The organism is Microbacterium atlanticum, assembly GCF_015277815.1.
GTDB lineage: Bacteria > Actinomycetota > Actinomycetes > Actinomycetales > Microbacteriaceae > Microbacterium > Microbacterium atlanticum.
On the sequence record NZ_CP063813.1, the window covers coordinates 2,009,906 to 2,036,332 of the forward strand.

The following is a 26,427-nucleotide window of genomic DNA, read 5'->3' on the forward strand; positions in this document are numbered from 1 at the left end:
ACTCAGCGCGTATGAGACGGTCATGAGACCACCCCGGCTGCGGCGGCATCCGGAACGTCCGAACCCGCCTGCGGCTCACCCCAGGCACTGGGGACCGAGAAGCCCCTTCAACTCTCCGTAGAGATCGGGGGTGATCCGCACCGTGTGCGGCACCTCGAAGACCTTCGCGACACTGCCGCTGTGCAGCTTGAGCGACACCTCGGTGTCGCCGGCGTGCCGCTGCAGAGTCTGGAGCAGCTCCCCGATGACGTCCTCGTTCGCCCGCCGCTCCGGCATGACGAGCACCAGCGAGCTGGACTCGTCCAGCGATCCCAGGTCGGGGACGAAGGCCGACTGGGCGTGCAGGTTCATGCCGTCGTCGCGCCGCGACACGCGCCCCCGCACCACCAGGATCGAATCGCCCTGCAGCATGTGCTGGAACTCGGTGTAGGTCTTGCCCATGAACATGACCGTGATCTCGCCGTCGAAATCCTCGACGGTGATCATGCCGTACGGATTGCCGCTCTGCTTCGCGACGCGATGCTGGACGCTGGTGACCAGACCGGCGATCGTGACCTGGTCGCCGTCGCCGACGTCCTCCGATGCGAGGAGGTCGTGGATGCTGGTGGACGCGTGCTTAGCGAGCGGGATCTCCAGGCCCGCCAGCGGGTGGTCCGACACGTACAGGCCGAGCATCTCGCGTTCGAAGGCCAGCTTGTCCTTCTTGGTCCACTCCGGACGCTCGGGGACCTTCACCGCCTGCTGGGGCTCGTCGTCGCCCCACAGCGAGTCGAAGTCGAAGCCGACCTCGCCGTTGGCCTCGCGTCGCTTGTCGAGCACCGCCGCCTCGGTCGCGTCCTCGTGGATCTCCATGAGCGCGCGCCGCGTCGAGCCGAGCGAGTCGAATGCTCCGGCCTTGATGAGCGATTCCACGGTGCGCTTGTTGGCGACATGCACGGGCACCTTCGCGAGGAAGTCGTGGAAGGACGCGAACGGCGCTTCGACCCGGGACTCCACGATCGCGTCGACGACGTTGGTGCCGACGTTGCGGACGGCACCGAGCCCGAAGCGGATGTCTTCGCCGACGGCCGCGAAGTACCGGATCGACTCGCCCACATCAGGTGGCAGCACCTTGATCCCCATGCGGCGGCACTCGTTCAGGTAGACGGCCATCTTGTCTTTGGAGTCGCCGACGCTGGTCAGCAGCGCCGCCATGTACTCGGCTGGGTAGTGCGCCTTGAGGTACGCCGTCCAGTACGAGACCAGGCCGTAGGCGGCGGAGTGCGCTTTGTTGAATGCGTAGTCCGAGAACGGGAGCAGGATGTCCCACAGCGCCTGGATCGCGGCGTCGCCGAAGCCGCGCTCTCTCATGCCGCCCGAGAAGCCCTCGTACTGCTTGTCGAGCTCCGACTTCTTCTTCTTGCCCATCGCGCGGCGGAGGATGTCCGCCTGCCCGAGGGAGAACCCCGCCACCTTCTGGGCGATGGCCATGACCTGCTCCTGATAGATGATCAGGCCGTAGCTGATGTCGAGGATCTCCTTCAGCGGCTCCTCGAGCTCAGGGTGGATGGGCGTCACCTCCTGCTGGCCGTTCTTGCGGAGGGCGTAGTTGATGTGCGAGTTGGCACCCATGGGGCCCGGCCGGTACAGCGCGATGACGGCCGAGACGTCTTCGAAGTTGTCGGGCTTCATGAGGCGCAGCAGCGACCGCATCGGCCCGCCGTCGAGCTGGAACACGCCCAGCGTGTCGCCACGGGTGAGGAGGTCGTAGGCGGCCCGGTCGTCGAGCGCGAGGTGCTCGAGGTCGAGCTCCTCCCCGCGGTTCATGCGGATGTTGTCGAGAGCGTCGGAGATGATCGTGAGGTTTCGAAGCCCCAGGAAGTCCATCTTGATGAGGCCGAGCGTCTCGCACGACGGGTAGTCGAACTGCGTGACGATCTGGCCGTCCTGCTCGCGGCGCATGATGGGGATGATGTCGAGCAGCGGCTCGCTGGACATGATCACGCCCGCGGCGTGCACGCCCCATTGGCGCTTCAGCCCCTCCAGCCCGAGCGCCCGGTCGAACACCGTCTTGGCCTCGGGGTCGGTGTCGATGAGGGCGCGGAACTCGCTGGCCTCCTTGTATCGCGGATGCTGGGGGTCGAACATCCCGCTCAGCGGCATGTCTTTGCCCATGACCGCCGGAGGCATCGCCTTTGTGAGCCGCTCGCCCATGCTGAAGGGGAAGCCGAGCACCCGCCCGGCGTCCTTCAGCGCCTGCTTGGACTTGATGGTGCCGTACGTGACGATCTGCGCGACGCGCTCGGAACCGTACTTCTCGGTGACGTAGTCGATGACCTCGCCGCGTCGACGGTCGTCGAAGTCGACGTCGAAGTCCGGCATCGAGACGCGGTCGGGGTTGAGGAAGCGCTCGAAGATCAGGCCGTGCTCGAGCGGATCGAGATCGGTGATGCGCATCGCGTACGCCACCATCGAGCCGGCGCCGGAGCCGCGGCCGGGACCGACGCGGATGCCGTTGTCCTTGGCCCAGTTGATGAAGTCGGCCACGACGAGGAAGTAGCCGGGGAAGCCCATCTGCAGGATGATCCCGGTCTCGTACTCGGCCTGCTTGCGCACGCGATCGGGGATCCCGTGGGGGTAGCGGTAGTGCAGACCCGCCTCGACCTCCTTGACGAGCCAGCTGTCCTCGGTCTCGCCGTCGGGAACCGGGAAGCGCGGCATGTAGTTCGCCGAGGTGTTGAACTCGACCTCGCACCGCTCCGCGATGAGGAGCGTGTTGTCGCACGCCTCGGGGTGGTCGCGGAAGATCTGCCGCATCTCCTGCGCGGTCTTGACGTAGTAGCCGTCACCGTCGAACTTGAAGCGGTTCGGGTCGTCGAGCGTGGAGCCGGACTGCACGCACAGCAGCGCCGCGTGCGCGTCCGCCTCGTGCTGGTGCGTGTAGTGGGAGTCGTTGGTCGCCACGAGCGGGATGTCGAGGTCCTTGGCCAGCCGCAGCAGGTCGGTCATGACCCGCCGCTCGATGGACAGCCCGTGGTCCATGATCTCGGCGAAGTAGTTCTCCTTGCCGAAGATGTCCTGGAACTCCGCGGCGGCCGCCCGCGCGGCGTCGTACTGCCCGAGCCGCAGACGCGTCTGGACCTCGCCCGAGGGACACCCCGTCGTCGCGATCAGACCCTTCCCGTACGTCTCGAGCAGCTCCCGGTCCATGCGGGGCTTGAAGTAGTACCCCTCCATGCTCGACAGCGAGCTGAGACGGAAGAGGTTGTGCATGCCCTCGGTGCTCTGGCTCCACATCGTCATGTGGGTGTAGGCCCCCGAGCCCGAGACGTCGTCGCTCTTCTGCTCGGGCGAACCCCACGCCACGCGCGACTTGTCGCTGCGGTGCGTTCCCGGTGTGACGTACGCCTCGAGGCCGATGATCGGCTTGACCCCCGCCGCCTTCGCCGCGTTGTAGAACTCGAACGCCGCGAACGTGTTGCCGTGGTCGGTCACCGCGATCGCGGGCATGCCGTACTCGGCCGCGGCCTGCGTCATCGCGCCGATCTTGGCGGCTCCGTCGAGCATCGAGTACTCGCTGTGGACGTGCAGATGAACGAAGGAGTCGGATGCCACGCACCGAGTCTAGGTCGGGCCGCCGACACGGCCCTCGGCGGCGCTCGTGAGTCGCGCGCGCCGGCGGGGAGGTCGCCTCACCCTCGACCTCAGGGTGAGGGTCGGCGGCTGCTCAGCGACCCGGTCGTCGAGATGGCCCCGCCCGCGATGCCGCCGTTCATCGCACTGTCGTGCCGCTAGAGCTGCCGCCGCATCAGCACCCGCGGGAATCCCGCCAGGACGGACTGGGTGTCGGCGGCTTTGGTGAACCCGGCCTTCTCGAACAGCCCGCGGGTCCCGACGTAGGCCATTGTGAGGTCGACCTTCTCGCCGGCGTTGTCGACCGGGTATCCCTCGATGGCAGGGGCGCCCTGCGCGCGGGCGAAGTCGACGGCACCGGCGAGCAGCGCGTGCGAGATGCCTGCGCCGCGATGGCCGGGTCGCACCCGGATGCACCACACGCTCCAGACGTCGAGGTCGTCGACGTGCGGGATCTTCCGGAAGGTCGCGAAGTGGGTGCGCGAGCGCGGAGCGACGGCGGCCCAGCCGACGGGCTCGCCGTCGTCGTAGGCCACCACCCCGATCGGGCCCTCCTCGTCCATGAGCCGACGCACCCGCTCGCCGCGCTCGGGACCCTTCAGCGCGACGTTCTCCTTGCTCGGGATGCGGTAGCTGAGGCAGAAGCAGACGCTGGAGGTGGGTTTCTTCGGCCCCACCAGCGTCGCGACGTCTTCGAACACCGTCGCCGGTCGCACCTCGATCGCCATGGGTCCAGTGTGGACGGCGGCTCCGACATCCGCCCCTAGCCTGGAAGCATGCCCACCCCCGACTTCGTCCTCGAGCTGCGCCGCAAGATCGGCACCGACCCGCTGCCCCTCGTCGGGGTGACGGCCGTCGTCACCCGCGGCGGGCAGGTCCTGCTCGGCCGCCGCAGCGACAACGGCCACCTGACGCCGGTCACCGGCATCGTCGACCCCGGCGAGGAGCCGGCCGACGCGGCCGTGCGCGAGACGCTCGAGGAGGCAGGCGTGGTGTGCCGCGTCGAGCGCCTCGTCTGGGTGCACCAGATCCCCCGGATCACGTATGAGAACGGCGACCAGAGCGACTACCTCGACCTGACGTTCCGGTGCACGTGGGTGTCGGGCGAGCCGTATCCCGCAGACGGCGAGATGACCGAGGTGGGCTGGTACGACATCCAGGGACTGCCGGAGTTCGAGCAGTCCGACATGCGGCGGCGCATCGACGCCGCCCTCCGCGAGCATCCTGCCGCCCGGTTCGAGGGTGGTCGCTGAACCCCGACCCCGCGCCGCCACCCGCTCAGTCGCCGCGCAGCAGCTCCAGGGCGTGCGCGAGGTCGGCCGGGTACTCCGACGTGAAGGTGCTCCACTCCCCCGTCGCCGGGTGGACGAACGACAGCTCGTGCGCGTGCAGCCACTGGCGCGTCAGCCCCAGCCGGGCCGAGACCGTCGGGTCGCCGCCGTACAGCGGATCGCCGACGCACGGATGCCGGTGCGCGGCCATGTGCACGCGGATCTGGTGGGTGCGCCCGGTCTCCAGGTGGATCTCGAGCAGCGACGCGCCGGGGAACGCCTCGATCGTCTCGTAGTGCGTGACCGAGTCCTTGCCGTCGGGAATGACGGCGAACTTCCACGAGTGCGACGGATGCCGCCCGATCGGGGCGTCGATGGTGCCGACGAGCGGGTCGGGGTGCCCCTGCACGACCGTGTGATAGATCTTCTCGACGTCGCGCTCCTTGAACGCCCGCTTGAGGGCGGTGTACGCGCGCTCGGTCTTGGCCACCACCATCAGGCCGCTCGTGCCGACGTCCAGGCGGTGCACGACGCCCTGTCGCTCGGCTGCGCCGGTCGTGGCGATGCGGAATCCGCCGGCAGCGAGAGCGCCGAGCACGGTCGGGCCCTCCCAACCCAGGGAGGGATGGGCGGCGACCCCGGCGGGCTTGTCCACCACCACGATGTCGTCGTCGTCGTGGGCGATGCCGAGGTCGGGCACCTCGACCGGCACCACGCGCGGCTCCTCCTTCGGCGCCCACGACACCTCGAGCCAGGCGCCGCCGCGCAGCTTGTCGGACTTCGCAAGCGTGCGGCCGTCCATCGCCACGCCGCCGCGCTCGGCGACCTCGGCGGCGAAGGTCCGCGAGAAGCCGAGCATCTTGGCCAGCGCGGCGTCGACCCTTGTCCCGTCGAGGCCGTCGGGCACGGGAAGGCTGCGTGACTCCACGTCAGTCCTTCGGAGTGTCGGATGCCGCGGCATCCGCCTGCTCGTCATCCACCGGCCGGGCGGCCTCGCGTCGCAGCTCGCGCGTGCCGTCGAGATGCAGCCCGACCAGCACGAGGATCGCGACGCCGATCATCATCGAGACGATGAAGATGTCCGCGATGTTGTAGATCGCGGGCGACATGCCAGGCAGGAACCAGAGCCAGGGGGTGTTGATGAAGTCGATGACGTGCCCGACGGCGAAGCCGGGCTCCCGCAGCAGACGGTCGGTCAGGTTGCCCAGAACGCCGCCGAGCAGCAGGCCGAGGACGACCGCCCAGAGGCGCGAGCGCACGCGCCTGGCGGCGAGCCACCCGATCACCACAGCCACTGCGGCGAGGGCGATGGTGAAGATCCACGTGACCTCGGCGCCGAGCGAGAACGCGGCGCCGGGGTTTCGCGTGAGGTAGAAGATCAGGAAGTCGCCGATGACGTGCACCGGCTCCTGGTACGGCAGGTTCTGCAGCGCGAAATGCTTCGCCAACTGGTCGGCGGCCAGCACCAGCACCGCGAGAGTCGCGATGATGGTGCCGGCCGCCGCCTGACGAAGGGGTGGTCGGCCCGTCAAGGACCGGGCCTAGAGACCGACGGCCGTGACCGGCTGTGCGCCGGACGTGGTCGCCGTGGTCTCGAGGTCGCGCAGCTTGCCCTCGATGTAGCTGCGCAGCTGCGCACGGTAGTCGCGCTCGAAGTTGCGCAGCTCCGAGATGCGGCCCTCGAGGTTGGTGCGCTCGCGCTCCAGGCGGGCGACCTCCTCGCGACCGCGCGTCTCGGCCTCGGAGATGATCGAGGCCGCCTGCGCCTTCGCGTCGGCGATGAGCTGGTCGCGCTGCGCGATGCCCTCGGCGACGTGCTCGTCGTGAAGGCGCTGCGCGAGCTCGATGATGCCGGCGCTCGCGGCCGGCCCGCCGGCGGCGGCCGGAGCAGGGGTCTCGGCGGGAGCGGGGGCTGCAGCTGCGGCGGGGGCCGGGGCGGCGCCGGACTCGTACGCGGCCAGCTTGGCCTTCAGCTCCTCGTTCTCAGCCAGAGCCTTGCGCCACTCGACGACGATCTCGTCGAGGAAGTCGTCGACCTCATCCGGGTCGAAGCCCTCCTTGAAGCGGACGTGCTGGAACTGCTTGGTGACGACGTCATCGGGGGACAATGCCATGGTGATTCCTCTTTCGAGCGCTCTGGTCGCTGGCCGATGTCGGGGCCGGACCGCCGGTGACGGCGGTGCGTATCAGCCAAGCATAGCCACCGGGTCGGGGAGTGTCGAAGGACAGCGGGGTCGCCGTCGCGTCAGCCCGCGAGCGTGCGCGTGACGCTGAGCAGGATGAACACCAGCAGCATGGTCAGCGCGAAGCCGAAGTCGATCGCGATCGCACCGACGCGCAGCGGCGGGATGAAGCGCCGGAACAGCTTGATGGGCGGGTCCGTGACGGTGTAGACGAGCTCGGCCGCGACCAGGCCGGCGCCGCGCGGACGCCATTCGCGGTTGAAGAACGGGATCCAGTCCAGGATCAGCCGGGCGAGCAACACGAAGACATAGAGCAGCAGCGCGAGGTTGAGGATCGCTGCGATGGTTTGGACGACGGCCACGTAGCCAGACTACGGCTGCGTGAAGGGGACGGACTCCGGGTCGGCCTGGGCGACCGCGCCGTCACCCGACACCGCGACGTTCTCGGGCGACAGCAGGAAGACCTTGCTCGTCACGCGCTCGATCCGCCCGTAGAGGCCGAGGGAGAGCCCGCTCGCGAAGTCGATGAGGCGGCGCGCGTCGGCGTCGCTCATCTGCGAGAGGTTGATGATGACCGGGATGCCGTCGCGGAAGTTCTCCGCGATGATCTGCGCGTCGCGGTACTGCTTCGGGTGCACGGTGAGGATCTCGTTGATCGCCGTCGGCGCCGGCTGCCGCACCACGGCGGGTCGGTGGATCGGCGTGACCGGAGCCGCGGGCTTCTCGACGGCCTTCTCGGACGTGCGAGCACGCGGCTGGGGGGCCGGCTCTTCGTAGACCTCTTCCTCGTCCGCGAGGCCGAGGTACACCATGGTCTTCTTGAGCGGGTTCGACATCTGATCCTCCGTAGTGCTCATCTGTTCCGAGGCTAGCCGCGTTGTGGTCTGGGGCCCGTGATTGCCGAGCCGATCCGTAGGTGTGTCGCGCCGGCCGCGATGGCTTCGGCGAAGTCGGCGGTCATCCCGGCCGAGATCCACTCTGCAGCGGGCACGACGGTGCGCACGGTGTCGGCGAGGCCCCGGAGCCGCTCGAACGCCGACGTGGGCGGCTCTTCCAGCGGGGCGACCGCCATGACGCCGCGAACGCGCAGCGAGGAGAGCGCGGCGGTGTGGGCGGCCAGCGCTTCCAGCTCCGCCGGGGCGACGCCGCCGCGCGCCGGATCCTCGGTGAGATTGACCTGCAGCAGCACGTCGAGCACCGGCTGGCCGGGCTCCGCTGCCGCGTGCAGCGCGTCGGCGAGGCGCAGGCGGTCGACGGAGTGGACGACGGATGCCGCCGCCCTGATCGCCCGTGCCTTGTTGGTCTGCGCCTGCCCGATGAAGTGCCATCGGAGCCCGTCGAGGCGGCCGACCTCAGCGACCTTGCGGCTGAACTCCTGCTGGCGGTTCTCCCCCACGTCCCGGACGCCGAGCCGGTGCAGCTCGGCGACCAGCGACGCGGGGTGGAACTTCGTCACGACGATGCGGGTGATCTCGGACGGGTCGCGACCGGCCGCGCGCGCGGCATCCGCGATCCGCTCGTCGACCGCCGCGAGACGCGAGCAGAGATCTCCCATTGCGTCCCCGGGTGTGTGGAAGTGGCTACTTCAGGAAGTCGGGGATGTCGAGGTCGTCGTCGCCGAACGCCGTGTCGTAGGACGACTCGGTCACCGCGCCGACCGACACCGGCACCTGCGGCTGCTCGACGGGCTCGCGGTGGTCCTTCGCCGCCTCCTCGGCGGGGGTGACGGGCACCGCGGGCGTCGAGACGACGCGCGCCGCCGTGATCGGCTCGATCCGGGCCTGGGGCTCGCCGCCGTCGAAGCCGGCGGCGATGACGGTGACCCGCACCTCGTCGCCCAGGGTGTCGTCGATCACCGTGCCGAAGATGATGTTGGCCTCGGGGTGCGCGGCCTCCTTCACCAGCTGCGCGGCGTCGTTGATCTCGAAGATGCCGAGGTTGGATCCACCCTGGATCGACAGCAGCACGCCGTGCGCGCCCTCGATCGAGGCCTCGAGCAGCGGCGATTCGACGGCGAGCTCGGCGGCCTTGATGGCGCGGTCCGCCCCCCGTGCCGAGCCGATTCCCATGAGGGCGGAGCCTGCTCCCTGCATGACCGACTTGACGTCGGCGAAGTCGAGGTTGATGAGGCCCGGAGTGGTGATGAGGTCGGTGATGCCCTGCACACCGGCGAGGAGCACCTGGTCGGCGGTGGCGAACGCCTCGATCATGGAGATGCCGCGGTCGCTGATCTCGAGGAGGCGGTCGTTCGGCACCACGATGAGGGTGTCGACCTCTTCCTTCAGGCGGGCGACGCCAGACTCGGCCTGCTGCTGGCGGCGGCGACCCTCGAAGGAGAAGGGCTTGGTCACGACACCGATCGTGAGTGCTCCGATCGACTTCGCGATCTTCGCGACGACCGGGGCGCCTCCGGTGCCCGTGCCGCCGCCCTCGCCCGCGGTGACGAACACCATGTCGGCCCCGCGCAGGGCTTCCTCGATCTCCTCGGCGTGGTCCTCCGCCGCGCGGCGACCCACTTCGGGATCGGCGCCGGCGCCGAGGCCGCGGGTGAGCTCACGTCCGACGTCGAGCTTGACGTCGGCGTCGCTCATCAGGAGCGCCTGGGCGTCGGTGTTGATGGCGATGAACTCGACGCCTCGCAGGCCGAGCTCGATCATGCGGTTGACCGCGTTGACACCGCCGCCGCCGACGCCGACGACCTTGATCACGGCGAGGTAGTTCTGGTTCTGGCTCATGCCGGCCTCCGTAGCCCTGGACCCTGTAACCTTCAACCTCTAGTAGAGGTATAAAGAATTGCCCGGTATGCAATTCCTCGAGTCCGAAAGTAGGCGGGCCCCGGCTGGACGCGGGGAGCGGGTCGGCGTGTCGCGGCATCCGGTGCCGAAGTTTTCCGCAGCGCCCCCGCGTCAGCGCACCACGACGACGTCGGGCGAGGAGACGTCGTACGTCGACACCTCGGCCGGCGGCCGCGCGGCCATCATCTTGGCCAGGTTCAGCGCCTTCTCGGCGGAGTCCTCGGCGCTCCCCCACACGATCTGCGCGTTGGACCCGCCCAGGGTGAGCGTCACATCGTCGGGCGTGGTCGCCGAGACCTCGGTCACCTGGGCGCGGATGTCCGCGGGGAGCGAGCGCATCACCTGACCGGCGGCCGCGAACGCGTCGGAGTCGGCGCCGCCCCTGATCGACAGCAGCGGCGTCCCCGCCGCCGGGGTGGCCGTCGTGGACAGCGCGACGCCGGCCGCATCGACGAGCGTGTACCCCGCCCGGGTCTCGAAGAGGCCGATCGGTGTGCGCTCGACGATGCGCACCACGAGCTCGTGGGGCGGGCGGGCCTCGAGGGCGTACGTCTCGATCAGCGGGTAGGAGACGAGCTCGGCCTTGACGGCGCTCTCATCAACGAGCGGGAGCGGCGTGCCGAGCTGGCCCTCCAGCGCCGTCTCGACCGCGCGGGCGTCGAGCTGCTCGGCGCCGACGACGGTGATCTGCTCGACCGCGAACAGCGGGCTGTACGCCGCGCCGAGGGTGCCCAGCGCCAGCAGGAGAACGGATGCCGCGGCCCCGGCCCACATCGCCCGCCGGCGACGCTCGCGCGCCGTGAAGCGGCGGATCTCGGCGCGCAACGCCCTGCGCCGCGCTCGCGCCGCCTTCCACACCTCGCGGAAGCCGACGTCCTCGCTTCGTGCGTCCGCCGCGGCGGGAGGGCGGTCCGTGCCTCCGGGCGCACCGGTCGCGGGCGGAAGGGGTTGCGGTCCGTCGAGCGGGATGACCGTCGCCGTGGCGCCGGTGTCGACCTCGACCTCGGTCTCGGCGTCGGCGACGGGGCGGCCTTCCGCAGCGACCGCGCCGCGGCCGGCCTCCGTGCGTCCGCGCGCCGGACGCGACCGCGACGCCGGCTCGCCGGCGGCGCGCGAGGCGACCGGCGGCTGCGGCAACGGCGTCGGGCGGCGCATCGGCTGCTACTGCCCCGTGCGGGTGCGGCCGAGGGCTTCGAGCACCTGCGGGATGATCTGGTACACGTTCCCGCAGCCGAGGGTGATGACGTAGTCGCCCTCGCGGGCCACCGATGCGGTGTAGTCCGCCGCCTGCTGCCAGTCGGGGACGAAGTGCACGTGCGACGGATCGGCGAACGCGCCGCTGACGAGCTCGCCGGTGACGCCCGGCACCGGGTCCTCGCGCGCACCGTAGACGTCGAGCATGACGGTGTGGTCGGCGTACCGCTCGAGCACGTCGGCGAATTCGCGGTACATCTCCTGCGTCCGCGAGTAGGTGTGCGGCTGCTGGATCGCGATGATCCGCCCGTCACCGACCACTGTGCGGGCCGCGGCGAGGGCCGCTGCCACCTCGGTCGGGTGGTGGGCGTAGTCGTCGAAGACGCTGACGCCCCGCTCGACGCCGTGCAGCTCGAAGCGGCGCACCGTTCCGGCGAACCCCTCCACGGCGCGGGCCGCCGCCTGGAGCCCGTGCCCGAGCGTCAGCAGCACCGCGACCGCGCCCGCGGCGTTGACGGCGTTGTGGGCCCCCGGCACCGGGAGCTGCACGTCGACGGTGTCGCCGTCGTGGGTGAGGCGGAAGGCCACGGGCCCGTCCGTGACGACGCCGTGCAGACGCACGGTCGCCTCGGCCGCCTCGCCGAACGTCACGACGTTCGGGTGCGCGAGCTGCGCGGCGACCTGCCGCGCACCCGGATCGTCGGCCGAGATCACGACGGCTTCGCGCGCCTCGTTCGCGAACCGTGCGAACGCCTCGTAGAAGGCCTCGCGCGTGCCCCAGTGATCGAGGTGATCGGGGTCGACGTTGGTGATGAGCGCGACGGAGGTGTCGTAGAGCAGGAACGTGCCGTCGGACTCGTCGGCCTCGATGACGAAGAGGTCGTCCGATCCGGTGCCGCTGGACACCCCGAGCTGGGCGATCACGCCGCCGTTGACGAACGTCGGCTGGACGCCGAGGTCGCGGAGGGCGGTGACGATCATGCCGGTCGAGGTCGTCTTGCCGTGTGCGCCGGCGACCGACACGAGGCGCCGGCCGCCGATGAGCCAGTGCAGCGCCTGAGAGCGGTGGATGACGTGGAGCCCGCGCTCCTTCGCCAGCACGAACTCGGGATTCTCGGGCCAGATCGCCCCGGTGTGCACGACGGTGTCGACGTCGTCGGCGAGGTTGGCCGCGTCGTGTCCGACGTGCACCGTCGCACCCAGGGCGGCCAGCTCGCGCAGCGCCGCACTGTCGGCGCGGTCGGAGCCCGACACGCGGATGCCGCGCTCGAGGAACATGCGGGCAAGGCCGGACATGCCGGAGCCGCCGATGCCGATGAAGTGGGCAGCGGCGATGTCGTCGGGGATGGGGAGGCTGAGATCGGGTCTGATCATGACCGTCCAATCCTAAGTTGGGCGGCCGGTCCGCCGGCCCCGGCGCGCTGGCCTTCGCCGGCTCGACCGGGTGCGTCAGCCCGGGAGCGCCGCGTCGATCATCGCGACGACGTTCTCGGTTCCGGAGCGGGTGCCGACGGATGCCGCGGCCGCCGTCATCGCGGAGCGCCGGGCGTCGTCGGCCAGGAGGGGGAGCACGTCGGTCCTCACGCGGTCGCCCGTGAACTCGGCATCCGGAATCAGCACGGCCGCCCCCGCGCGGACGGCGGCCGACGCGTTCAGCGCCTGCTCACCGTTGCCCACCGCGTACGGCACGTAGACCGTGGGGATGCCGAGGGCGCTGATCTCGCTGACCGTCGCCGCCCCCGCACGCGACACGATCGCATCGGCGAGGGCGAACGCGAGGTCCATGCGGTCGACGTAGCGGCGGAGCGCGTAGCCGGGCACCCCGGGATCGGCGAGCTCCGAGCGCTCCCCGGTGACATGCAGCAGCTGCCAGCCGGCCTCCACCACGTCGCGCCACGCGCCGCCGTGTCCTTCGCCGAACGCCGCGTTCAGTCGCTGGGCGCCGAGGGACCCGCCGAAGACCAGCAGCACCGGCCGGTCCGGGTCGAGCCCGAAGTGGGCCGCCGCCTCGCGGCGGAGCGCAGCGCGGTCGAGCGTGACGATCTCGCGCCGCAGCGGCATGCCGACCACACGCGACCGCTTCAGCGGCGTGCCCGGGAAGGCGACGCCGACACCGGCTGCCCAGCGCGCTCCGAGCACGTTGGCAAGCCCCGGTCGGGCGTTGGCCTCATGCACGACGAACGGCACCCGCGCGCGGCGGGCGGCGACGTATGCGGGCGCTGACGCATAGCCGCCGAAGCCCACGACGACGTCCACCTCGCGCGAGGCGATGTGCTCTCGCACCTGGGCGATGGCGCGACGGAACCGCGCGGGGAACGTGGCAGCGGCCGCGTCGGGCCGGCGCGGGAACGGCACCTTGTCGACGAAGAGCAGCTCGTATCCGCGGTCGGGCACGAGCCGGGCCTCCAGGCCCTCTCGCGTGCCGAGCACGAGCACCTCGGCCTCGGGATCGCGCGCCCGGAGGGCATCGGCGACCGCCAGCAGCGGATTGACGTGTCCGGCGGTGCCGCCGCCGGCAAGGAGGTACGTCGTCACTTTCCGAGCCTACCCGGCGGCGCCCCCTCGGCCGGCGACCCCCGTGGGCCGGGATCCGGGTCAGCGGACGGCGCGGAGCTTCGCGCGCTCGCGCGCGGCGCGCGCGTCGGCGATGCGCGCCTCGCGGCGGGCGATCGAGGCCGGGAGCGTGCGCGCGAACGCCAGCAGCACCCCCGAGGCGGCGAGCACCGAGAGCAGCGACGTGCCGCCCTGCGACATGAAGGGCAGCGGCACGCCCAGCACCGGGAACACACGCAGGACGACGCCGATGTTGATCAGGGCCTGGCCGACGATCCACACCGTGATGCCGCCGGCGGCGATGCGCACGAACGGATCGTCGGTCTTGCGGATGATGTGGAACGCTCCGACCGCGAACAGCGCGAACAGCGTGAGCACGACCGCGCATCCGATGAGGCCGAGCTCCTCCCCCACGATGGCGAAGATGTAGTCGTTGGCCGCTGCCGGCAGCCAGTCGTACTTCTCACGCGAGTTGCCGAGCCCGAGGCCGAAGATGCCGCCGCTGGCCAGCCCCCAGATGCCGTGGAGGGGCTGGTAGCAGTCGTTGAAATAGTCGTCGAGGCAGTTCGGGTTGAGGAAGCTCATGAACCGCCGCATGCGGTCGGGGCTGGTGACGAAGTAGAACGCCACGAAGCCCACGGCCGCGACCAGGGGAAGGATGAACACCCGCAGCTTCACCCCGGAGAAGAAAAGACCGCCGAGGACCACGAGCACCAGGATCATCGCCGTGCCGAGGTCGCGGCCCGCGATGACGGTCGCGATGGCGAGCCCCGCGACCGGGACGAGCGGGATGTACACGTGGCGCCAGTCCGCCAAAAGCGTCCGCTTGCGGAAGAGCACGAACGCGACCCAGATGGCCAGGGCGAGCTTGAGGAACTCGGACGGCTGCGCCTGCACGCCGCCGACGTTGATCCAGTTGCGGTTGCCGTCCATGTCGATGCCGAGCGGCGTGAACACGAGCAGCTGGAAGGCGATCGCGACGATGAGCGCGGGCCACGCGATCCGCTTCCAGAAGATCAGCGGCAGGCGGCTCGCGATGAACATCAGCGGGATGCCGATCGCGGCGAACGCCACCTGCTTGATGACGTCCTCCCACGGCGCCACCCCGCGAGCGGTCGCGATCGCCGACGTCGCGGAGAGGACCATCACCAGTCCGAAGACGGTCAGAAGCAGCGTCGTCGAGGCGATGAGAAGGAACTCGCTCGGAACCGGCGCGAAGATGCGGCCCAGTGAGACCCGCGCGGCGAGCCCCCGCGAGGACCCGGTGTCAGACTCCGCCGCCGTCGCCGGGTTCGTCCGGGTGGACCGGGTCCGCGGCGGCTGCGTCGTGGTCACCCGTCTCCCCCGTTCCGATCCGATCCCGCACCGCCGCTGCGAACCTGCGGCCGCGGTCTGCGTAGGACGCGAACTGGTCGAAGGATGCCGCGGCGGGAGCGAGGAGAACCACGTCCCCGTCACGCGCCACGCCTGCCGCCAGTTCCACGACCTGCGCCATGACCTCTTCAGTCTCAACGGCGTCGACCTCGAACACGGGCACCGCCGGGGCGTGTCGCTCGAACGCCGCCACCACCTCGGCGCGCTCGAGGCCGATCACGATCGCCGCCTTGGCGCCGGACCCCCGCCCGGCCACCAGCGCAGAGATGTCGACGCCCTTCAGCAGCCCGCCGACCACCCACACCGCGCCGGGGTAGGCGGCCAGCGACGAGGCCGCCGCGTGCGGGTTGGTGGCCTTCGAGTCGTCGACCCACGTGACGCCGGCGTGCCGGGCGACGACCTCGATGCGGTGCGGGTCGAGGCGGAAGCCGCGCAGCGCGTCGCGGATGGCGAGCGGGGCGACGCCGAGCGAGCGCGCCAGAGCCGCCGCTGCGAGGATGTTGGCGACCACGTGCGGGGCGGCGAGACCCCGTTCGGCGAGCTCGTCGACCGTCGACAGCTCGAGGGCGCTCGTCCGCCGGTCCTCGAGGAAGGCGCGATCCACCAGGATGCCGTCGACGACGCCCAGGTCGCTCGGGCCGGGCACCCCCAGGTCGAAGCCGATGGCGCGCGCGCCCTCGACGACATCGGCGTCCTCCACCATGCGCCGGGTCGCGGCATCCGCCTTGTTGTACACGCAGGCCACGCGGGTGTTGTCGTAGACGTGCGCCTTCGCGTCGCGGTACTCGTCGGCCGAGCCGTGCCACTCGAGGTGGTCGTCGGCGAGGTTGAGGCACACCGCCGCGTGCGGCGAGACCGGCTCGGGGCCCTCCTGCAGGCCCAGGTACCAGAGCTGATGGCTGGAGACCTCGACCACGAGCGCATCGAACCCGGAGGGATCGCGCACGGCGTCGAGGACCGGCGTCCCGATGTTGCCGACGGGCGCCGCCCGGAGCCCTCCGGCGACGAGCATGGTGGCCGTCAGGCGCGTGGTGGTCGTCTTGCCGTTGGTGCCGGTGATGAGGACCCAGTCGGCCGGCGTGCCGTCGGCGCGCAGCACCTTGTCGCGGACGCGCCACGCCAGCTCGATGTCGCCCCAGAGCGCGACGCCGCGCTCGCGCGCCCACGCGATCACCGGATGCCGCGGCGAGAACCCCGGCGAGGCCACGACGACCTCGGGCTCGAAGCCGGCCAGCTCGGCCGGCACGGACTCCAGCGGTCCGGTCCACAGCCGGGCGCCGATGACGGGCAGCAGACGCTCGTACTCCTCGTCGGCCTTCTCTGTCACGACCAGCACGTCGGCGCCGAGCTCGGCGAGCGTGTCGGCCGCCGAGAACCCGGTGACCGACAGGCCCAGCACGGCGACCCGCAGCCCCTTCCAGTCGGCGTTCCAGCTGGTGAGCGCGGCGAGGCGGTCGGAGGTCATGTGCGGGAGAGCCATTCGACGTAGAAGAATCCGACACCGGAGACCGCGAGCAGGCCGGCGATGATCCACATGCGCACCACGATGGTGACCTCGGACCAGCCGCGCATCTCGAGGTGATGGTGGAACGGGCTCATGAGGAAGAGCCGCTTGCCGCGGGTGACCTTGAAGTACAGGCGCTGCAGGATCACCGAGCCGGGGGCGATGACGAAGACGCCCGCCACGAGGACGGCGAGCAGCTCCGTGCGGGTGAGGATCGCCATCGCGGCCAGGACGCCGCCGATCGCCATCGAGCCGACGTCGCCCATGAACACCTGGGCCTTGGGGGCGTTCCACCACAGGAAGCCGACCAGAGCCCCGACGAACGACGCCGAGACGATGGCCAGGTCGAAGGGGTCGCGGGTGGGGTAGCACGCCGCCTTCGCGGCGGCCGAGAGGGCCTCGCTCCCCCAGCACGCCTGATTGAACTGCCAGAAGGCGATGAGACTGTACGCGCCGGCGACGAAGATCGCGGATCCGGCCGCGAGCCCGTCGAGCCCGTCGGTGACGTTGGTGCTGTTCGAGAAGGCCACCCCGATGAACGACACCCAGGCCAGGTACACGACCCAGCCGATGACGAGTCCGAGCGCCATGAACGACAGCACGGGCACGTCGCGGAAGAACGAGACGTATGGCGACGCCGGCGTCTGTCCGTACTGGTTCGGGAAGTTCAGCGCCACGATGCCGAACGGCACCGTCACGATCACCTGGCCGAGGATCTTGCGCCACCCGCTCAGGCCCATGAACTTCTGCTGACGCACCTTCATGTAGTCGTCGATGAATCCGACCGCACCGAGGCCGACCATCATCCACAGCACGAGCAGACCCGAGATGGTCGGCGGGTTGTTGCCCGCGAAGCCGCCGACGAGGTAGCCCACGATCGTCCCGACGATGAAGATCGTGCCGCCCATCGTGGGCGTGCCGCGCTTGGTCTGGTGGTTGGGGTTGCGGATGTCCTCCGGCGTGCGGATCACCTGTCCCCAGCCCCACCTGCGGAACAGCCGCAGGAAGACGGGGGTGAGGAAGAGCGTGAATGCCAGCGAGATCGCCGCCGCGGTCAGGAGTGATCTCACGAGAACGATTCTCCCAGACGATCACCGAGGAACCGGAGCCCCGCCGAGTTGGAGGACTTGACCAGCACGCGGTCGCCGTCGCGCAGCTCACCACGGAGGTAGTCGAAGGCCTCGTCGGCCGTCGAGAAGAAGACCGCCTCGTTGTCCCAGGAGCCTTGTGCGACCGCCTCGAGGTACATGCGGCGCGCCGCGTCGCCCACGACCACGATGCGCTGGATGCCCAGGCGCACCGCGAGAAGCCCGACACGGTCGTGCTCCTCCTCGGAGTACTCGCCCAGCTCGCTCATCGCGCCGAGCACCGCGACGGTGCGCTCGCCGGGGGCGGTGATCTGCGCGAGCGTGCGCAGCGCGGCCGCCATCGAGTCAGGGCTGGCGTTGTACGCGTCGTTGATGATACGGACGCGATCCGAGCCCAGCGGCTGCATCCGCCAGCGCTCGGCGATCTCCACCGTCTCGAGCCGCGCGACGGCGTCGGCGAGCGACACGCCCAGCGTCGTGGCGGCGGCGATCGCGGCGAGGGCGTTCATCACGTGGTGCTCCCCGAGGACGCGCAGGCGGAGCCCGAGCGAGACCCCGTCGGCGGTGACGGTGCAGGAGGTTCCGGATGCCGTCACCAGCACGTCGTCGGCGCGCACGTCCGTCGCTCCCGGCCCGCGGCCGAACCAGCGCACCGCGGCGCCTGCCTCGGCGGCGATGGGCGCCATCGCGGCGACGCGGGCGTCGTCGGCGTTGAGGACGGCGACGCCGCCCGGACGCAGCGACGTGACGAGCTCGGACTTCGCGCGGAACGTCCCCTCGATGCCGCCGAAGCCGCCCGCGTGGGCCATGCCGACCATGAGCACGACCGCGACGTCCGGATCGACCAGTCCCGCGAGGCGGGCGATGGCGCCCGGACCGCTCGCGCCGAACTCGCTCACGAGGTAGCGCGTCGATCCGGTGACGCGCAGCATGGTCAGCGGCGCGCCGACCTCATTGTTGAACGACGCCTTCGGCGAGACCGTCTCACCCTCGCCCTCCAGGATGCGCGCGAGGAGATTCTTGGTCGTCGTCTTGCCGTTGGACCCGGTGATCCCGACGACCCGCAGGTCGCCGTCCTGCTTCACCCGCGCCACCACCTCGCGCGCGAGGTCGGCGAGTGCCTGGACGGCGTCGGCCACGACGATTTGGCTCACCGGAGCCGGGACCGGCCGCTCCACGATCGCCAGCGCCGCGCCCTGCTGCACCGCGGCCTCGACGAACAGGTGGCCGTCGGTCTCCTCCCCCGGCTTGGCGACGAAGACGCCGCCGGGCCCGATGAGCCGGGAGTCGGTGTCGACGCCGCCCGAGATGACGGTGTCCGGCGTGTCGCCGGCAGTGAGGCGGGGCTCGCCCGAGACGGCGTGGACGATCTGGGCGATGGTGAGCGGGATCATGGGGGTTACTCCGACCCTCTGCGGGAATGCGGCACGGGGACTACCCGAACTTGGGCAGCAGCTCCGGCGACGTCGTCGAGGGCATGACGCGATACGTCTTCAGAACCTGGGTCATGGCCTTCTGGAACGCGGTTGCGTTGGCCGCAGACGATGTTACCTTCGTCGGCTCGTCGAGGGTGACGACGACCACGTACTCGGGGTCGTCGGCAGGAGCGAAGCCGACCATCGTGGTGTAGTAGACGCCCGCCTTGTAGCCGCCGTTGACGAGGTCCGGCTTCTCGCCCGTTCCGGTCTTCCCTCCGAGACGGTAGCCGGGGATCGCCACCGTCTTGGCGTACGGCGCCTGCAGGAAGACGTTCTCGAGCATGTCGCGCATGTGCGCCGACGTGTTCTCGCTGATCACCCGCTCAGGCTCGGGGAGCTCCGGGGCCACGACGGTGCCGTCGGGCATGGTGCACGACTCGATGATCGACAGCGGCATCATCACGCCGCCGTTGACGATCGCGCCGTACGCGCGGGCGAGCTCGGGCATCGTGGTGGTGACACCCTGACCGAATGAGGTGTTGTACGCCGTCTGCGCCCCCCATTCGGAGACGGGGTGGATGAGCCCGCTGCCCTCCAGCGGGTAGGTCGAGCCCGTGCCGGCCCCGATCCCGAAGCGCGTGAGGTAGTCGAAGCGCGTCTGGTTGTCGACCCGCTCGCTGAACTTCGAGATGCCAACGTTGGACGAGTCGATCAGGACGCCGGTCAGCGTGTACAGGTTGGCGGGGTGCTGGAACGCGTCGCGCACGCGGGCGCCGTTGGGGAACGTCTCGAGCCCGGACGCGGTGACGGTCGACAGCGGCGTCTGGCCGCCGGCGTCGAGCACGGTCGCCGCGGTCAGCGCCTTGAACGTCGACCCCGGCTCGAACGAGCCCCGGAAGATCTCACTGCTGCGGTCCTCGGCATCGGTCGCGTCGACGTCGTTGGGATCCACCGTGGGGTACTCGGCTGCCGCCCGGACCTTGCCCGTCTTGACCTCGTAGACGAGCACGGATCCGTGCCGTGCGGCCATGTTCTGGGTCTGCTCGGCGATGAGCTGCTGCAGGTACCACTGCAGGTCGCGGTTGATGGTCAGCTGCAGCGTGCCGCCGTTCGTGGCAGGGGTCTCGGTCTGGGTGCCGGGGATGACGACGCCGTCCTTGCCCTTCTCATAGCTGCGACTGCCGTTCTCGGCCGCGAGGCAGTCGTTCTGCGACTTCTCCAGCCCCTCGAGCGCTTCGCCGTCGGTGCCCATGAACCCCACGAGGTTCCCCGCCACCGCGCCGTCCGGGTAGGCGCGTGCGGGGTGCGAGATGCAGGTGATGTACGGGGCCTTCAGATCCGCGAGCGCGCGGAACTGTTCGGTCGAGACGCCCTTCTTCAGCTGCGCGTAGCGGGAGTACTGGTCGGCGGCGAGGGCGGTGCCGACGATCGACCGCACCTCTGCGGGGGTCTGCCCGGTGATGCGGGCGACGTCGCTGGACAGGTCCTCCCACAGCGGCGCGTCGGACTCGTCTGCCAGCACCTGGGCATCGATCTGCGTGATGAGCAGCGGATCGAGCTGGCAGTCATAGCGCAGGATGCTGCCGGCCAGCGTCTGCCCGCCCTCGTCGACGATCTGGCCGCGCGTGCCGTACAGGGTCTGGGTGCTCGCGAACGCGGTGTCCAGGGAGTCCTGGATGTGCTCGTCGGCGTTGACCACCTGGATGTCCACGAGGCGGACGATGAACCCGGCGAGCACGGCGAGGACGACGGCCAGGGCCACGACGGTGCGCCGACGGGGGCTGCGCGTGCTTCGTGTCGTCATCTGGTCGTCGTCTCGGTCTCGCTCGCCGTCGGTGTGTCCTGCTTCAGTGTGTGCTCGGGGTGGGCAGTCCGTCGGTGATCGGGGGCGGTGTGTTGCCCACACCGGCGTCGCCGGGATCGGCCGTCTCGATCGGGACGCCGTCCATCGTGGCGTCCGGGACGGTGACCAGCGGCGTGTCGGCGATGAGGGCGTTGGGCACTGCGCCGCGGCCGATCGCGTCGACCGATGACGCTCCCAGTGCGACTTCGGACGGGCCGAGGATCGCGCCGTCGCTCAGCCGGAGGTAGCTCGGCGCCTCGTTGATCACCATGCCCAGCGCCGCCGCGTTGGCCGCGAGGTACTGGGGCGAGCTGAGTCCCGCGACGTCGTCGTACAGGATCTGCCGCTCGTACGTGAGGTCCCGCTGCTGGCTGGTGAGCGCAGCGATCTCATACGTCCCCTGCGTCGTCATGATCGACAGGGCCATCTGCGCGCCCGCGATGACGAACGCGCCCAGCACGGCGATGACGCCGTACAGCAGGCGGGGCCGGCGCCGGCGCGCGGGTGTCTCCAGGACGCGCAGACCCCGTCGCGGGTCCCGGATGCGTTCCGGCGACCCGCCGCCCCTGGTCCGCCCGGGCGCAGCGAGGGCGTTCGCGGTGGCGCTCATGAGTCCTCTTTCACTCGCTCGGCGGCGCGGAGACGGACGGGGGTCGCGCGGGGGTTCACGGCACGCTCCTCGTCGGTGGCCAGTTCGGCGCCCTTGACCAGCAGCCGGAACCTCGGTGCGTGCTCCGCAAGCTCCACCGGCAGACCTGCCGGGGCGGTGGACGCGGAAGCATCGGCGAGGGCCCGCTTGACGAGCCGGTCCTCGAGCGACTGGTACGACAGCACGACGATGCGGCCGCCGACCGGCAGGGTGGCCAGAGCCGATGGGATCGCCCGCTCGAGCACCGACAGCTCGCGGTTGACCTCGATGCGCAGCGCCTGGAACACCCGCTTGGCGGGATGCCCCGCGCGCTGGGCCGCCGCCGGTGTCGCGGCCTGGAGGATCTCGACGAGGCGACCCGAGCGCTCGATCGGCGCCTCGGCCCGGGCGGCGATGATGGCGCGCGCGTAGCGTCCGGCGAGCTTCTCCTCGCCGTACCGCTCGAAGATCCGGCGCAGGTCGCCCTCGCCGTAGGTGGCGAGGATGTCGGCCGCGGTCGTGCCGGCGGACTGGTCCATGCGCATGTCGAGCGGGGCATCCTGGGCGTAGGCGAAGCCGCGGTCGGCCACGTCGAGCTGCAGCGATGACACTCCGAGGTCGAACAGGACGCCGTCGGCGGCGGCGAAACCTGCCGAGCCGACGGCATCCGCGATGCCGTCGTAGACGGTGTGCACCAGGTGCACCCGGTCGCCGAAGCGGGCCAGCCGCTCCCCCGCGATGCGCAGTGCGTCGGTGTCGCGATCCAGGCCGACCAGCTGCAGGCCGGGGAATCGCTCGAGGAACGCCTCGGAGTGCCCGCCCATGCCGAGAGTGGCATCGACCAGGACGGCGCCCCGGCGCTCGAGGGCCGGGGCGAGCAGCTCGATGCAGCGATCGAGGAGCACCGGGGTGTGGATGTCGCGGAGGTTCATGATCGGCGGGGCATCCGGTCTCCCGTCCCCTGGAGCCTGATCCCCATCCGCTCTGACCTGGCACCGGGGAAGTGGCGACAGGGCGGGAGCGGCTGGGAGTCGGACTGCAGGCGACGCGTCGTCAGAACAGGCCCGGAATCACCTCCTGCTCCAGTTCGGCGTAGCTCTCTTCGTTGGCCTCGGCGTAGGCGTTCCAGGAAGCGGCATCCCAGATCTCGGCGTGCGCACCGACGCCGGTGACGACCAGGTCGCGCTCGAGTCCGGCATAGGCCCGCAGCGGCGGGGGGATGGTGATGCGGTTCTGGCCGTCGGGCTTCTCGGCGCTCGCCCCCGAGAGGAACATGCGCAGGAAGTCGCGAGCCTGCTTGTTCGCCAGCGGCGCCTCGCGGATGCGGTCGTGCACCCGCTCGAACTCCTTCTCGCTGAACACGTACAGGCAGCGGTCCTGTCCGCGGGTCACCACGACGCCGCCGCCCAGGTCGTCGCGGAATTTGGCCGGGAGGATGACGCGACCTTTGTCGTCGAGCTTGGGTGTGTGGGTTCCCAACAGCATCGGTACATCACACCCCCTTCGTTCCGGCCCCCCAGGATGCTCACCACTTTACTCCACTGCCCTCCACTTCGCTACCATTTCGCGGCCACCACTCTCCCCGGGACCGCGCGAGGGCAACAAAAAAGCACCGACCCGAGGGTCGGTGCTTTCTGCTGCTGCTCAGGCGGTGGGGACGCTCAGCGCTCCCCCTGCCTCCTGTCCCAGCGATCGTTCATGCGATCCATGAACGAGGAGTTCGATTGTGCTTTGGCCGGCCGATCCGGTTCGACGCGCGTCTTGCCGGGGCCGCGGCCGGGGGTGATCGCGAGGATCACGCCGCCCAGCATCACGACGAAGCCGATGACGCCGACGACGATCAGCTGCTGCGACACGCCCACGATGAGCCCGCCGAGGCCGAGCAGCACGAGGATGGTGCCGTAGACGATGTTGCGATAGCTCAGAGTGCGTCCCCCACGGGGCGCGCTGACGACGTCTGCGTCGTTGCGCATGAGATGGCGTTCCATCTCGTCCAGCAGGCGCTGCTCCTGTTCGGAGAGTGGCATGCATCCCCCTCTGTACTTCGGTGGCTCGATTGTACGCGTGCCGTTCGTCACTAGGCTAGGCCCGTGTCCGCCCTCGCAGAGCCGATCGAAGCCATTTCCCAGCGAGTGGACATGTTCGTCTCGGCCAGGCGGCAGGATGTCGTCGACGCCGGCGCCGAAGCCGCCCGTTTCGTCGACGCCGCCGCCGATGCCGTGACCGGTGGCAAGCGGCTGCGCGGCCGATTCTGCATCGCGGGGTGGAGGGCTGTGGAGGAGGCCTCCGCGCCCAGGGGCGAGGCATCCGAACCGGTGCTCGTCGCCGCGGCCGCGCTGGAGGTCTTCCACGCCGCAGCGCTCGTGCACGACGACCTCATCGACAACTCGGACACGCGTCGCGGCCGCCCGTCGACGCATCGCGCGCTCGCGCAGAGCCACCGCGCCGCCGGATGGATCGGAGACGCGGACGACTTCGGCCGGTCCGCCGCGATCCTGGTGGGCGACCTCCTCGTCGCGTGGAGCGACGACCTGCTCGAGGACGGCCTCGCCGGGACGTCGCCCGACCGGGCGGCGGCCGCGCGCCGCGAGTACGGGCTGATGCGGCGGGAGGTCACCCTCGGCCAGTTCCTCGACATCGCCGAGGAGTCGGCGTTCGCCACCGAATCCGACGACCGCCACGCCCAGCGCGCCCTGCGGGTCGCCTCCTACAAGTCAGCCCGGTACAGCGTGCAGCAGCCGCTGGCGATCGGTGCGGCCCTGGCCGGTGCGGATGCCGCGCAGGCGGCCGCACTGGCCGCGTTCGGGCACCCTCTCGGCATGGCGTTCCAGCTGCGCGACGACGTGCTCGGCGTCTTCGGCGACGAGTCGGCGACCGGAAAACCGTCCGGCGACGACCTGCGGGAAGGCAAGCGCACCGTGCTCATCGCCTACGCCCGCGAGGCGCTGGCGCCCTCCGCGCGACGGATCCTCGACGAGAGCATCGGCGACCCATCCCTCACCGCCGAGCAGATCGGTTCGCTGCAGCAGACGATCGTCGACACGGGCGCTCTCGGCCGGGTCGAGCAGCTCATCGCGCAGTACGCCCACGAGGCGGACGGTGCGCTCTCCGGCGCCCGCCTGGGCGATGCCGCCGTCGCCGCGCTCCGAGACCTCGCGCGCGCGGCGACGGTGCGGACGACCTGAGCCCGCTGCGCCCGCCCGCGCCCCACGATCTGATTCGACGGAGCGCGCGGGGCTCAGGCCAGCGTGCGAGCGACCCGGCGGACCTCGCTCTTGCGGCCGGCGAGGAGAGCCTCGATCGGCGCGACGCCGATCGTGTCCTCGGGAGTCAGCAGCCAGTCGATCGCCTCGTCGTCCGAGAAGCCGGCGTCGTGCAGCACGATGATGGTGCCGTGCAGCGACGACAGCGGGTGTCCGTCGACCACGAAGACGGACGGCACCTTGAGCACGCCGTCCCGCCGCGAGCCCACCAGGTGCGACTCGTCGATCAGCCGGCGTACCCGCCCGAGGGGTTCCCCGAGCAGCTCCACCAGCTCGGGAAGCGTCAGCCAGTCGGTCTCGAAGCGCGAAGCGTCGTCAGCCATCACGGATCCAACTATTCCAGATCGTCCCGGAGCAGAGCACGTCCACGGGCGCGAGGAACTTCAGTCACAGAAGTCACACCCGTTGACAGCAGTACACATCCGTGACAGCGTTTCCGAAGTCGACGGAGGGGGCAGCTCGTGCTATCAGTCCGGAGTACGACCAATCGTGACCACCGCGGGGCCGCCGCTGTGCGATGCCGCCCGGCGGGCATCTCGGCAGCCGTCGTCGGGTCGATCGCCCTGTCGCTGTCGGCGGCTCCCGCCCACGCGCATGGGGTGGATGCCGCCACTCGCGGCCCCATCCCCGGTGCGCTGCACGGGCCCGGCGGGGCAGCGGCACTCAGGACGGTCAGCGCGCTCCCGACCCCGGCCTCGTTCGCGGCGCGGGCGGCCGAGGCCGCACCGCCGACCTATACCGTCCAAGCCGGCGACACCGTGAGCGGCATCGCCGCGCGCTTCGGTCTGCGCACGGCCGACGTGCTCGCCGTCAACGGACTCGGCTGGTCGTCGATCATCCAGCCGGGTCAGGTGCTGACTCTCACCGGCGCAGCGGCGCCGGCACCCGCGCCCACGCCGGCGCCTGCGCCCGCCGCGGCCTCCTACACCGTCCTGGCCGGAGACACCGTCAGCTCCATCGCCCGGCAGCACGGTACGACGGTCGACGCGGTGCTCTCCGCCAACGGCCTGGCGCGGTCGTCGATCATCTACCCCGGGCAGACCCTCGCCATCCCCGGCGCGGCGGCTCCGGCGGCATCCGCTCCCCCGCCTGCGGCGGCGCCGCAGCCCGCCCCCGGCAGCAGCGCCGGCTCGTACACGGTCGCCGCCGGCGACACCGTGAGCGGAATCGCCGGGCGCCACGGCGTCTCGGTCGACGCGGTGCTGGCGGCCAATGGGCTGGATCGCTCCTCGATCATCTACCCGGGCCAGACGCTGCGCATCCCCGGATCCGCCCCCTCCCTCTCCGGACTCACGGCCGAGCAGACCGCGAACGCGCAGCTCATCGCGCGGGTGGGCCGCCAGCTCGGCCTCCCGGACCGTGCCATCGCGATCGCACTCGGCACGGCGATGCAGGAGTCCTCGCTGCGCAACCTGGGCTGGGGCGACCGGGACTCGCTGGGTCTCTTCCAGCAGCGCCCGAGCCACGGCTGGGGCAGCGAGACCGAGGTGCAGGATGCCGAACGCGCGACGCGTGTGTTCTTCGGCGGCGCCGGCGACCCGAACGGGGGCCGTACCCGCGGTCTGCTGGACATCTCCGGCTGGGAGAGCATGTCGTTCGCTCAGGCCGCGCAGGCCGTGCAGATCTCGGCGTATCCCGACGCGTATGCCAAGTGGGAGGCCCCCGCCTACGAGTGGCTCGCCGCACTCGGGTGATGCGAAC

25 protein-coding genes are annotated in these 26,427 nt (G+C 70.7%); 3 read left to right on the plus strand and 22 right to left on the minus strand.

Annotation, left to right across the window (positions count from 1 at the left end; genetic code table 11):
- Window positions 1-75: 75 nt before the first annotated feature.
- A complete protein-coding gene (gene dnaE, locus IR212_RS09145; RefSeq protein WP_237684560.1) occupies window positions 76-3,546 on the minus strand; it encodes a DNA polymerase III subunit alpha in 3,471 nt (1,156 codons plus the stop codon).
- Window positions 3,547-3,770: 224 nt separating this feature from the next.
- The gene (locus IR212_RS09150) at window positions 3,771-4,340 is read right to left on the minus strand and encodes a GNAT family N-acetyltransferase (protein ID WP_194395639.1); all 570 of its coding nucleotides are present in this window, start codon (window positions 4,338-4,340) and stop codon (window positions 3,771-3,773) included.
- A gap of 48 nt (window positions 4,341-4,388) precedes the next feature.
- Between IR212_RS09150 and IR212_RS09155 the strand changes: the two genes are divergently transcribed.
- Complete coding sequence (locus IR212_RS09155) at window positions 4,389-4,865, plus strand: NUDIX hydrolase (protein ID WP_194395640.1); 477 nt, start codon at window positions 4,389-4,391, stop codon at window positions 4,863-4,865.
- A 25-nt stretch (window positions 4,866-4,890) separates the two neighbouring features.
- Here the strand turns inward: IR212_RS09155 and IR212_RS09160 are convergent, their stop codons facing one another.
- The 19 genes from IR212_RS09160 to IR212_RS09250 all read right to left on the minus strand — a co-directional run bounded on the left by IR212_RS09160 (window position 4,891) and on the right by IR212_RS09250 (window position 23,490).
- The gene (locus tag IR212_RS09160; RefSeq protein ID WP_194395641.1) at window positions 4,891-5,811 is read right to left on the minus strand and encodes an RluA family pseudouridine synthase; all 921 of its coding nucleotides are present in this window, start codon (window positions 5,809-5,811) and stop codon (window positions 4,891-4,893) included.
- Between the two features lies 1 nt (window position 5,812).
- Window positions 5,813-6,415 (minus strand): signal peptidase II, encoded by a 603-nt coding sequence (gene lspA, locus IR212_RS09165; protein WP_194395642.1) that lies wholly within the window; start codon window positions 6,413-6,415, stop codon window positions 5,813-5,815.
- Between the two features lie 9 nt (window positions 6,416-6,424).
- On the minus strand, window positions 6,425-6,997 hold the full coding sequence (locus IR212_RS09170; RefSeq protein ID WP_194395643.1) for a DivIVA domain-containing protein: 573 nt from the start codon (window positions 6,995-6,997) through the stop codon (window positions 6,425-6,427).
- 131 nt (window positions 6,998-7,128) lie between these two features.
- Complete coding sequence (locus tag IR212_RS09175) at window positions 7,129-7,428, minus strand: YggT family protein (RefSeq protein ID WP_194395644.1); 300 nt, start codon at window positions 7,426-7,428, stop codon at window positions 7,129-7,131.
- 9 nt (window positions 7,429-7,437) lie between these two features.
- Complete coding sequence (locus IR212_RS09180) at window positions 7,438-7,902, minus strand: cell division protein SepF (protein ID WP_194398612.1); 465 nt, start codon at window positions 7,900-7,902, stop codon at window positions 7,438-7,440.
- Between the two features lie 32 nt (window positions 7,903-7,934).
- Window positions 7,935-8,621 carry a YggS family pyridoxal phosphate-dependent enzyme gene (locus IR212_RS09185; protein ID WP_194395645.1) on the minus strand — a complete coding sequence of 229 codons (687 nt, stop codon included), beginning with the start codon at window positions 8,619-8,621 and terminating at the stop codon, window positions 7,935-7,937.
- Between the two features lie 25 nt (window positions 8,622-8,646).
- Window positions 8,647-9,801, minus strand: a complete 1,155-nt coding sequence (gene ftsZ / locus IR212_RS09190) for a cell division protein FtsZ (protein WP_194395646.1) — start codon at window positions 9,799-9,801, stop codon at window positions 8,647-8,649.
- A 171-nt stretch (window positions 9,802-9,972) separates the two neighbouring features.
- Window positions 9,973-11,016 carry an FtsQ-type POTRA domain-containing protein gene (locus tag IR212_RS09195; RefSeq protein WP_194395647.1) on the minus strand — a complete coding sequence of 348 codons (1,044 nt, stop codon included), beginning with the start codon at window positions 11,014-11,016 and terminating at the stop codon, window positions 9,973-9,975.
- Window positions 11,017-11,022: 6 nt separating this feature from the next.
- Window positions 11,023-12,429 (minus strand): UDP-N-acetylmuramate--L-alanine ligase, encoded by a 1,407-nt coding sequence (murC, locus tag IR212_RS09200; protein WP_194395648.1) that lies wholly within the window; start codon window positions 12,427-12,429, stop codon window positions 11,023-11,025.
- Between the two features lie 75 nt (window positions 12,430-12,504).
- Window positions 12,505-13,590 (minus strand): UDP-N-acetylglucosamine--N-acetylmuramyl-(pentapeptide) pyrophosphoryl-undecaprenol N-acetylglucosamine transferase, encoded by a 1,086-nt coding sequence (locus IR212_RS09205; RefSeq protein ID WP_194395649.1) that lies wholly within the window; start codon window positions 13,588-13,590, stop codon window positions 12,505-12,507.
- Window positions 13,591-13,650: 60 nt separating this feature from the next.
- Complete coding sequence (ftsW, locus tag IR212_RS09210) at window positions 13,651-14,943, minus strand: putative lipid II flippase FtsW (RefSeq protein WP_194395650.1); 1,293 nt, start codon at window positions 14,941-14,943, stop codon at window positions 13,651-13,653.
- Window positions 14,876-16,447, minus strand: coding sequence for a UDP-N-acetylmuramoyl-L-alanine--D-glutamate ligase (gene murD / locus IR212_RS09215; RefSeq protein ID WP_194395651.1), 1,572 nt, complete (start codon window positions 16,445-16,447; stop codon window positions 14,876-14,878). Before murD ends, ftsW begins: the two co-directional genes overlap by 68 nt.
- Window positions 16,444-17,556: a phospho-N-acetylmuramoyl-pentapeptide-transferase gene (mraY, locus tag IR212_RS09220; protein ID WP_194395652.1), complete on the minus strand. Its 1,113-nt coding sequence runs from the start codon at window positions 17,554-17,556 to the stop codon at window positions 16,444-16,446. Before mraY ends, murD begins: the two co-directional genes overlap by 4 nt.
- A complete protein-coding gene (locus tag IR212_RS09225; RefSeq protein WP_194395653.1) occupies window positions 17,553-18,968 on the minus strand; it encodes a UDP-N-acetylmuramoyl-tripeptide--D-alanyl-D-alanine ligase in 1,416 nt (471 codons plus the stop codon). Before IR212_RS09225 ends, mraY begins: the two co-directional genes overlap by 4 nt.
- Before the next feature lie 40 nt (window positions 18,969-19,008).
- A complete protein-coding gene (locus IR212_RS09230; protein ID WP_194395654.1) occupies window positions 19,009-20,796 on the minus strand; it encodes a peptidoglycan D,D-transpeptidase FtsI family protein in 1,788 nt (595 codons plus the stop codon).
- A gap of 43 nt (window positions 20,797-20,839) precedes the next feature.
- Window positions 20,840-21,445 (minus strand): cell division protein FtsL, encoded by a 606-nt coding sequence (gene ftsL, locus IR212_RS09235; protein ID WP_194395655.1) that lies wholly within the window; start codon window positions 21,443-21,445, stop codon window positions 20,840-20,842.
- Window positions 21,442-22,395 (minus strand): 16S rRNA (cytosine(1402)-N(4))-methyltransferase RsmH, encoded by a 954-nt coding sequence (rsmH, locus tag IR212_RS09240; RefSeq protein WP_194395656.1) that lies wholly within the window; start codon window positions 22,393-22,395, stop codon window positions 21,442-21,444. Before rsmH ends, ftsL begins: the two co-directional genes overlap by 4 nt.
- A 121-nt stretch (window positions 22,396-22,516) precedes the next feature.
- A complete protein-coding gene (gene mraZ / locus IR212_RS09245; RefSeq protein WP_194395657.1) occupies window positions 22,517-22,948 on the minus strand; it encodes a division/cell wall cluster transcriptional repressor MraZ in 432 nt (143 codons plus the stop codon).
- A gap of 176 nt (window positions 22,949-23,124) precedes the next feature.
- Window positions 23,125-23,490 (minus strand): DUF3040 domain-containing protein, encoded by a 366-nt coding sequence (locus IR212_RS09250; protein WP_194395658.1) that lies wholly within the window; start codon window positions 23,488-23,490, stop codon window positions 23,125-23,127.
- Window positions 23,491-23,553: 63 nt separating this feature from the next.
- Between IR212_RS09250 and IR212_RS09255 the strand changes: the two genes are divergently transcribed.
- A complete protein-coding gene (locus IR212_RS09255; protein ID WP_228479246.1) occupies window positions 23,554-24,648 on the plus strand; it encodes a polyprenyl synthetase family protein in 1,095 nt (364 codons plus the stop codon).
- A 53-nt stretch (window positions 24,649-24,701) separates the two neighbouring features.
- Here the strand turns inward: IR212_RS09255 and IR212_RS09260 are convergent, their stop codons facing one another.
- Window positions 24,702-25,049, minus strand: a complete 348-nt coding sequence (locus tag IR212_RS09260; protein ID WP_194395659.1) for an Rv2175c family DNA-binding protein — start codon at window positions 25,047-25,049, stop codon at window positions 24,702-24,704.
- Window positions 25,050-25,238: 189 nt separating this feature from the next.
- On the opposite strand from IR212_RS09260, the gene IR212_RS09265 reads away from it, so the two are divergent.
- Window positions 25,239-26,420: a muramidase family protein gene (locus IR212_RS09265; RefSeq protein ID WP_228479247.1), complete on the plus strand. Its 1,182-nt coding sequence runs from the start codon at window positions 25,239-25,241 to the stop codon at window positions 26,418-26,420.
- Window positions 26,421-26,427 lie beyond the last annotated feature (7 nt).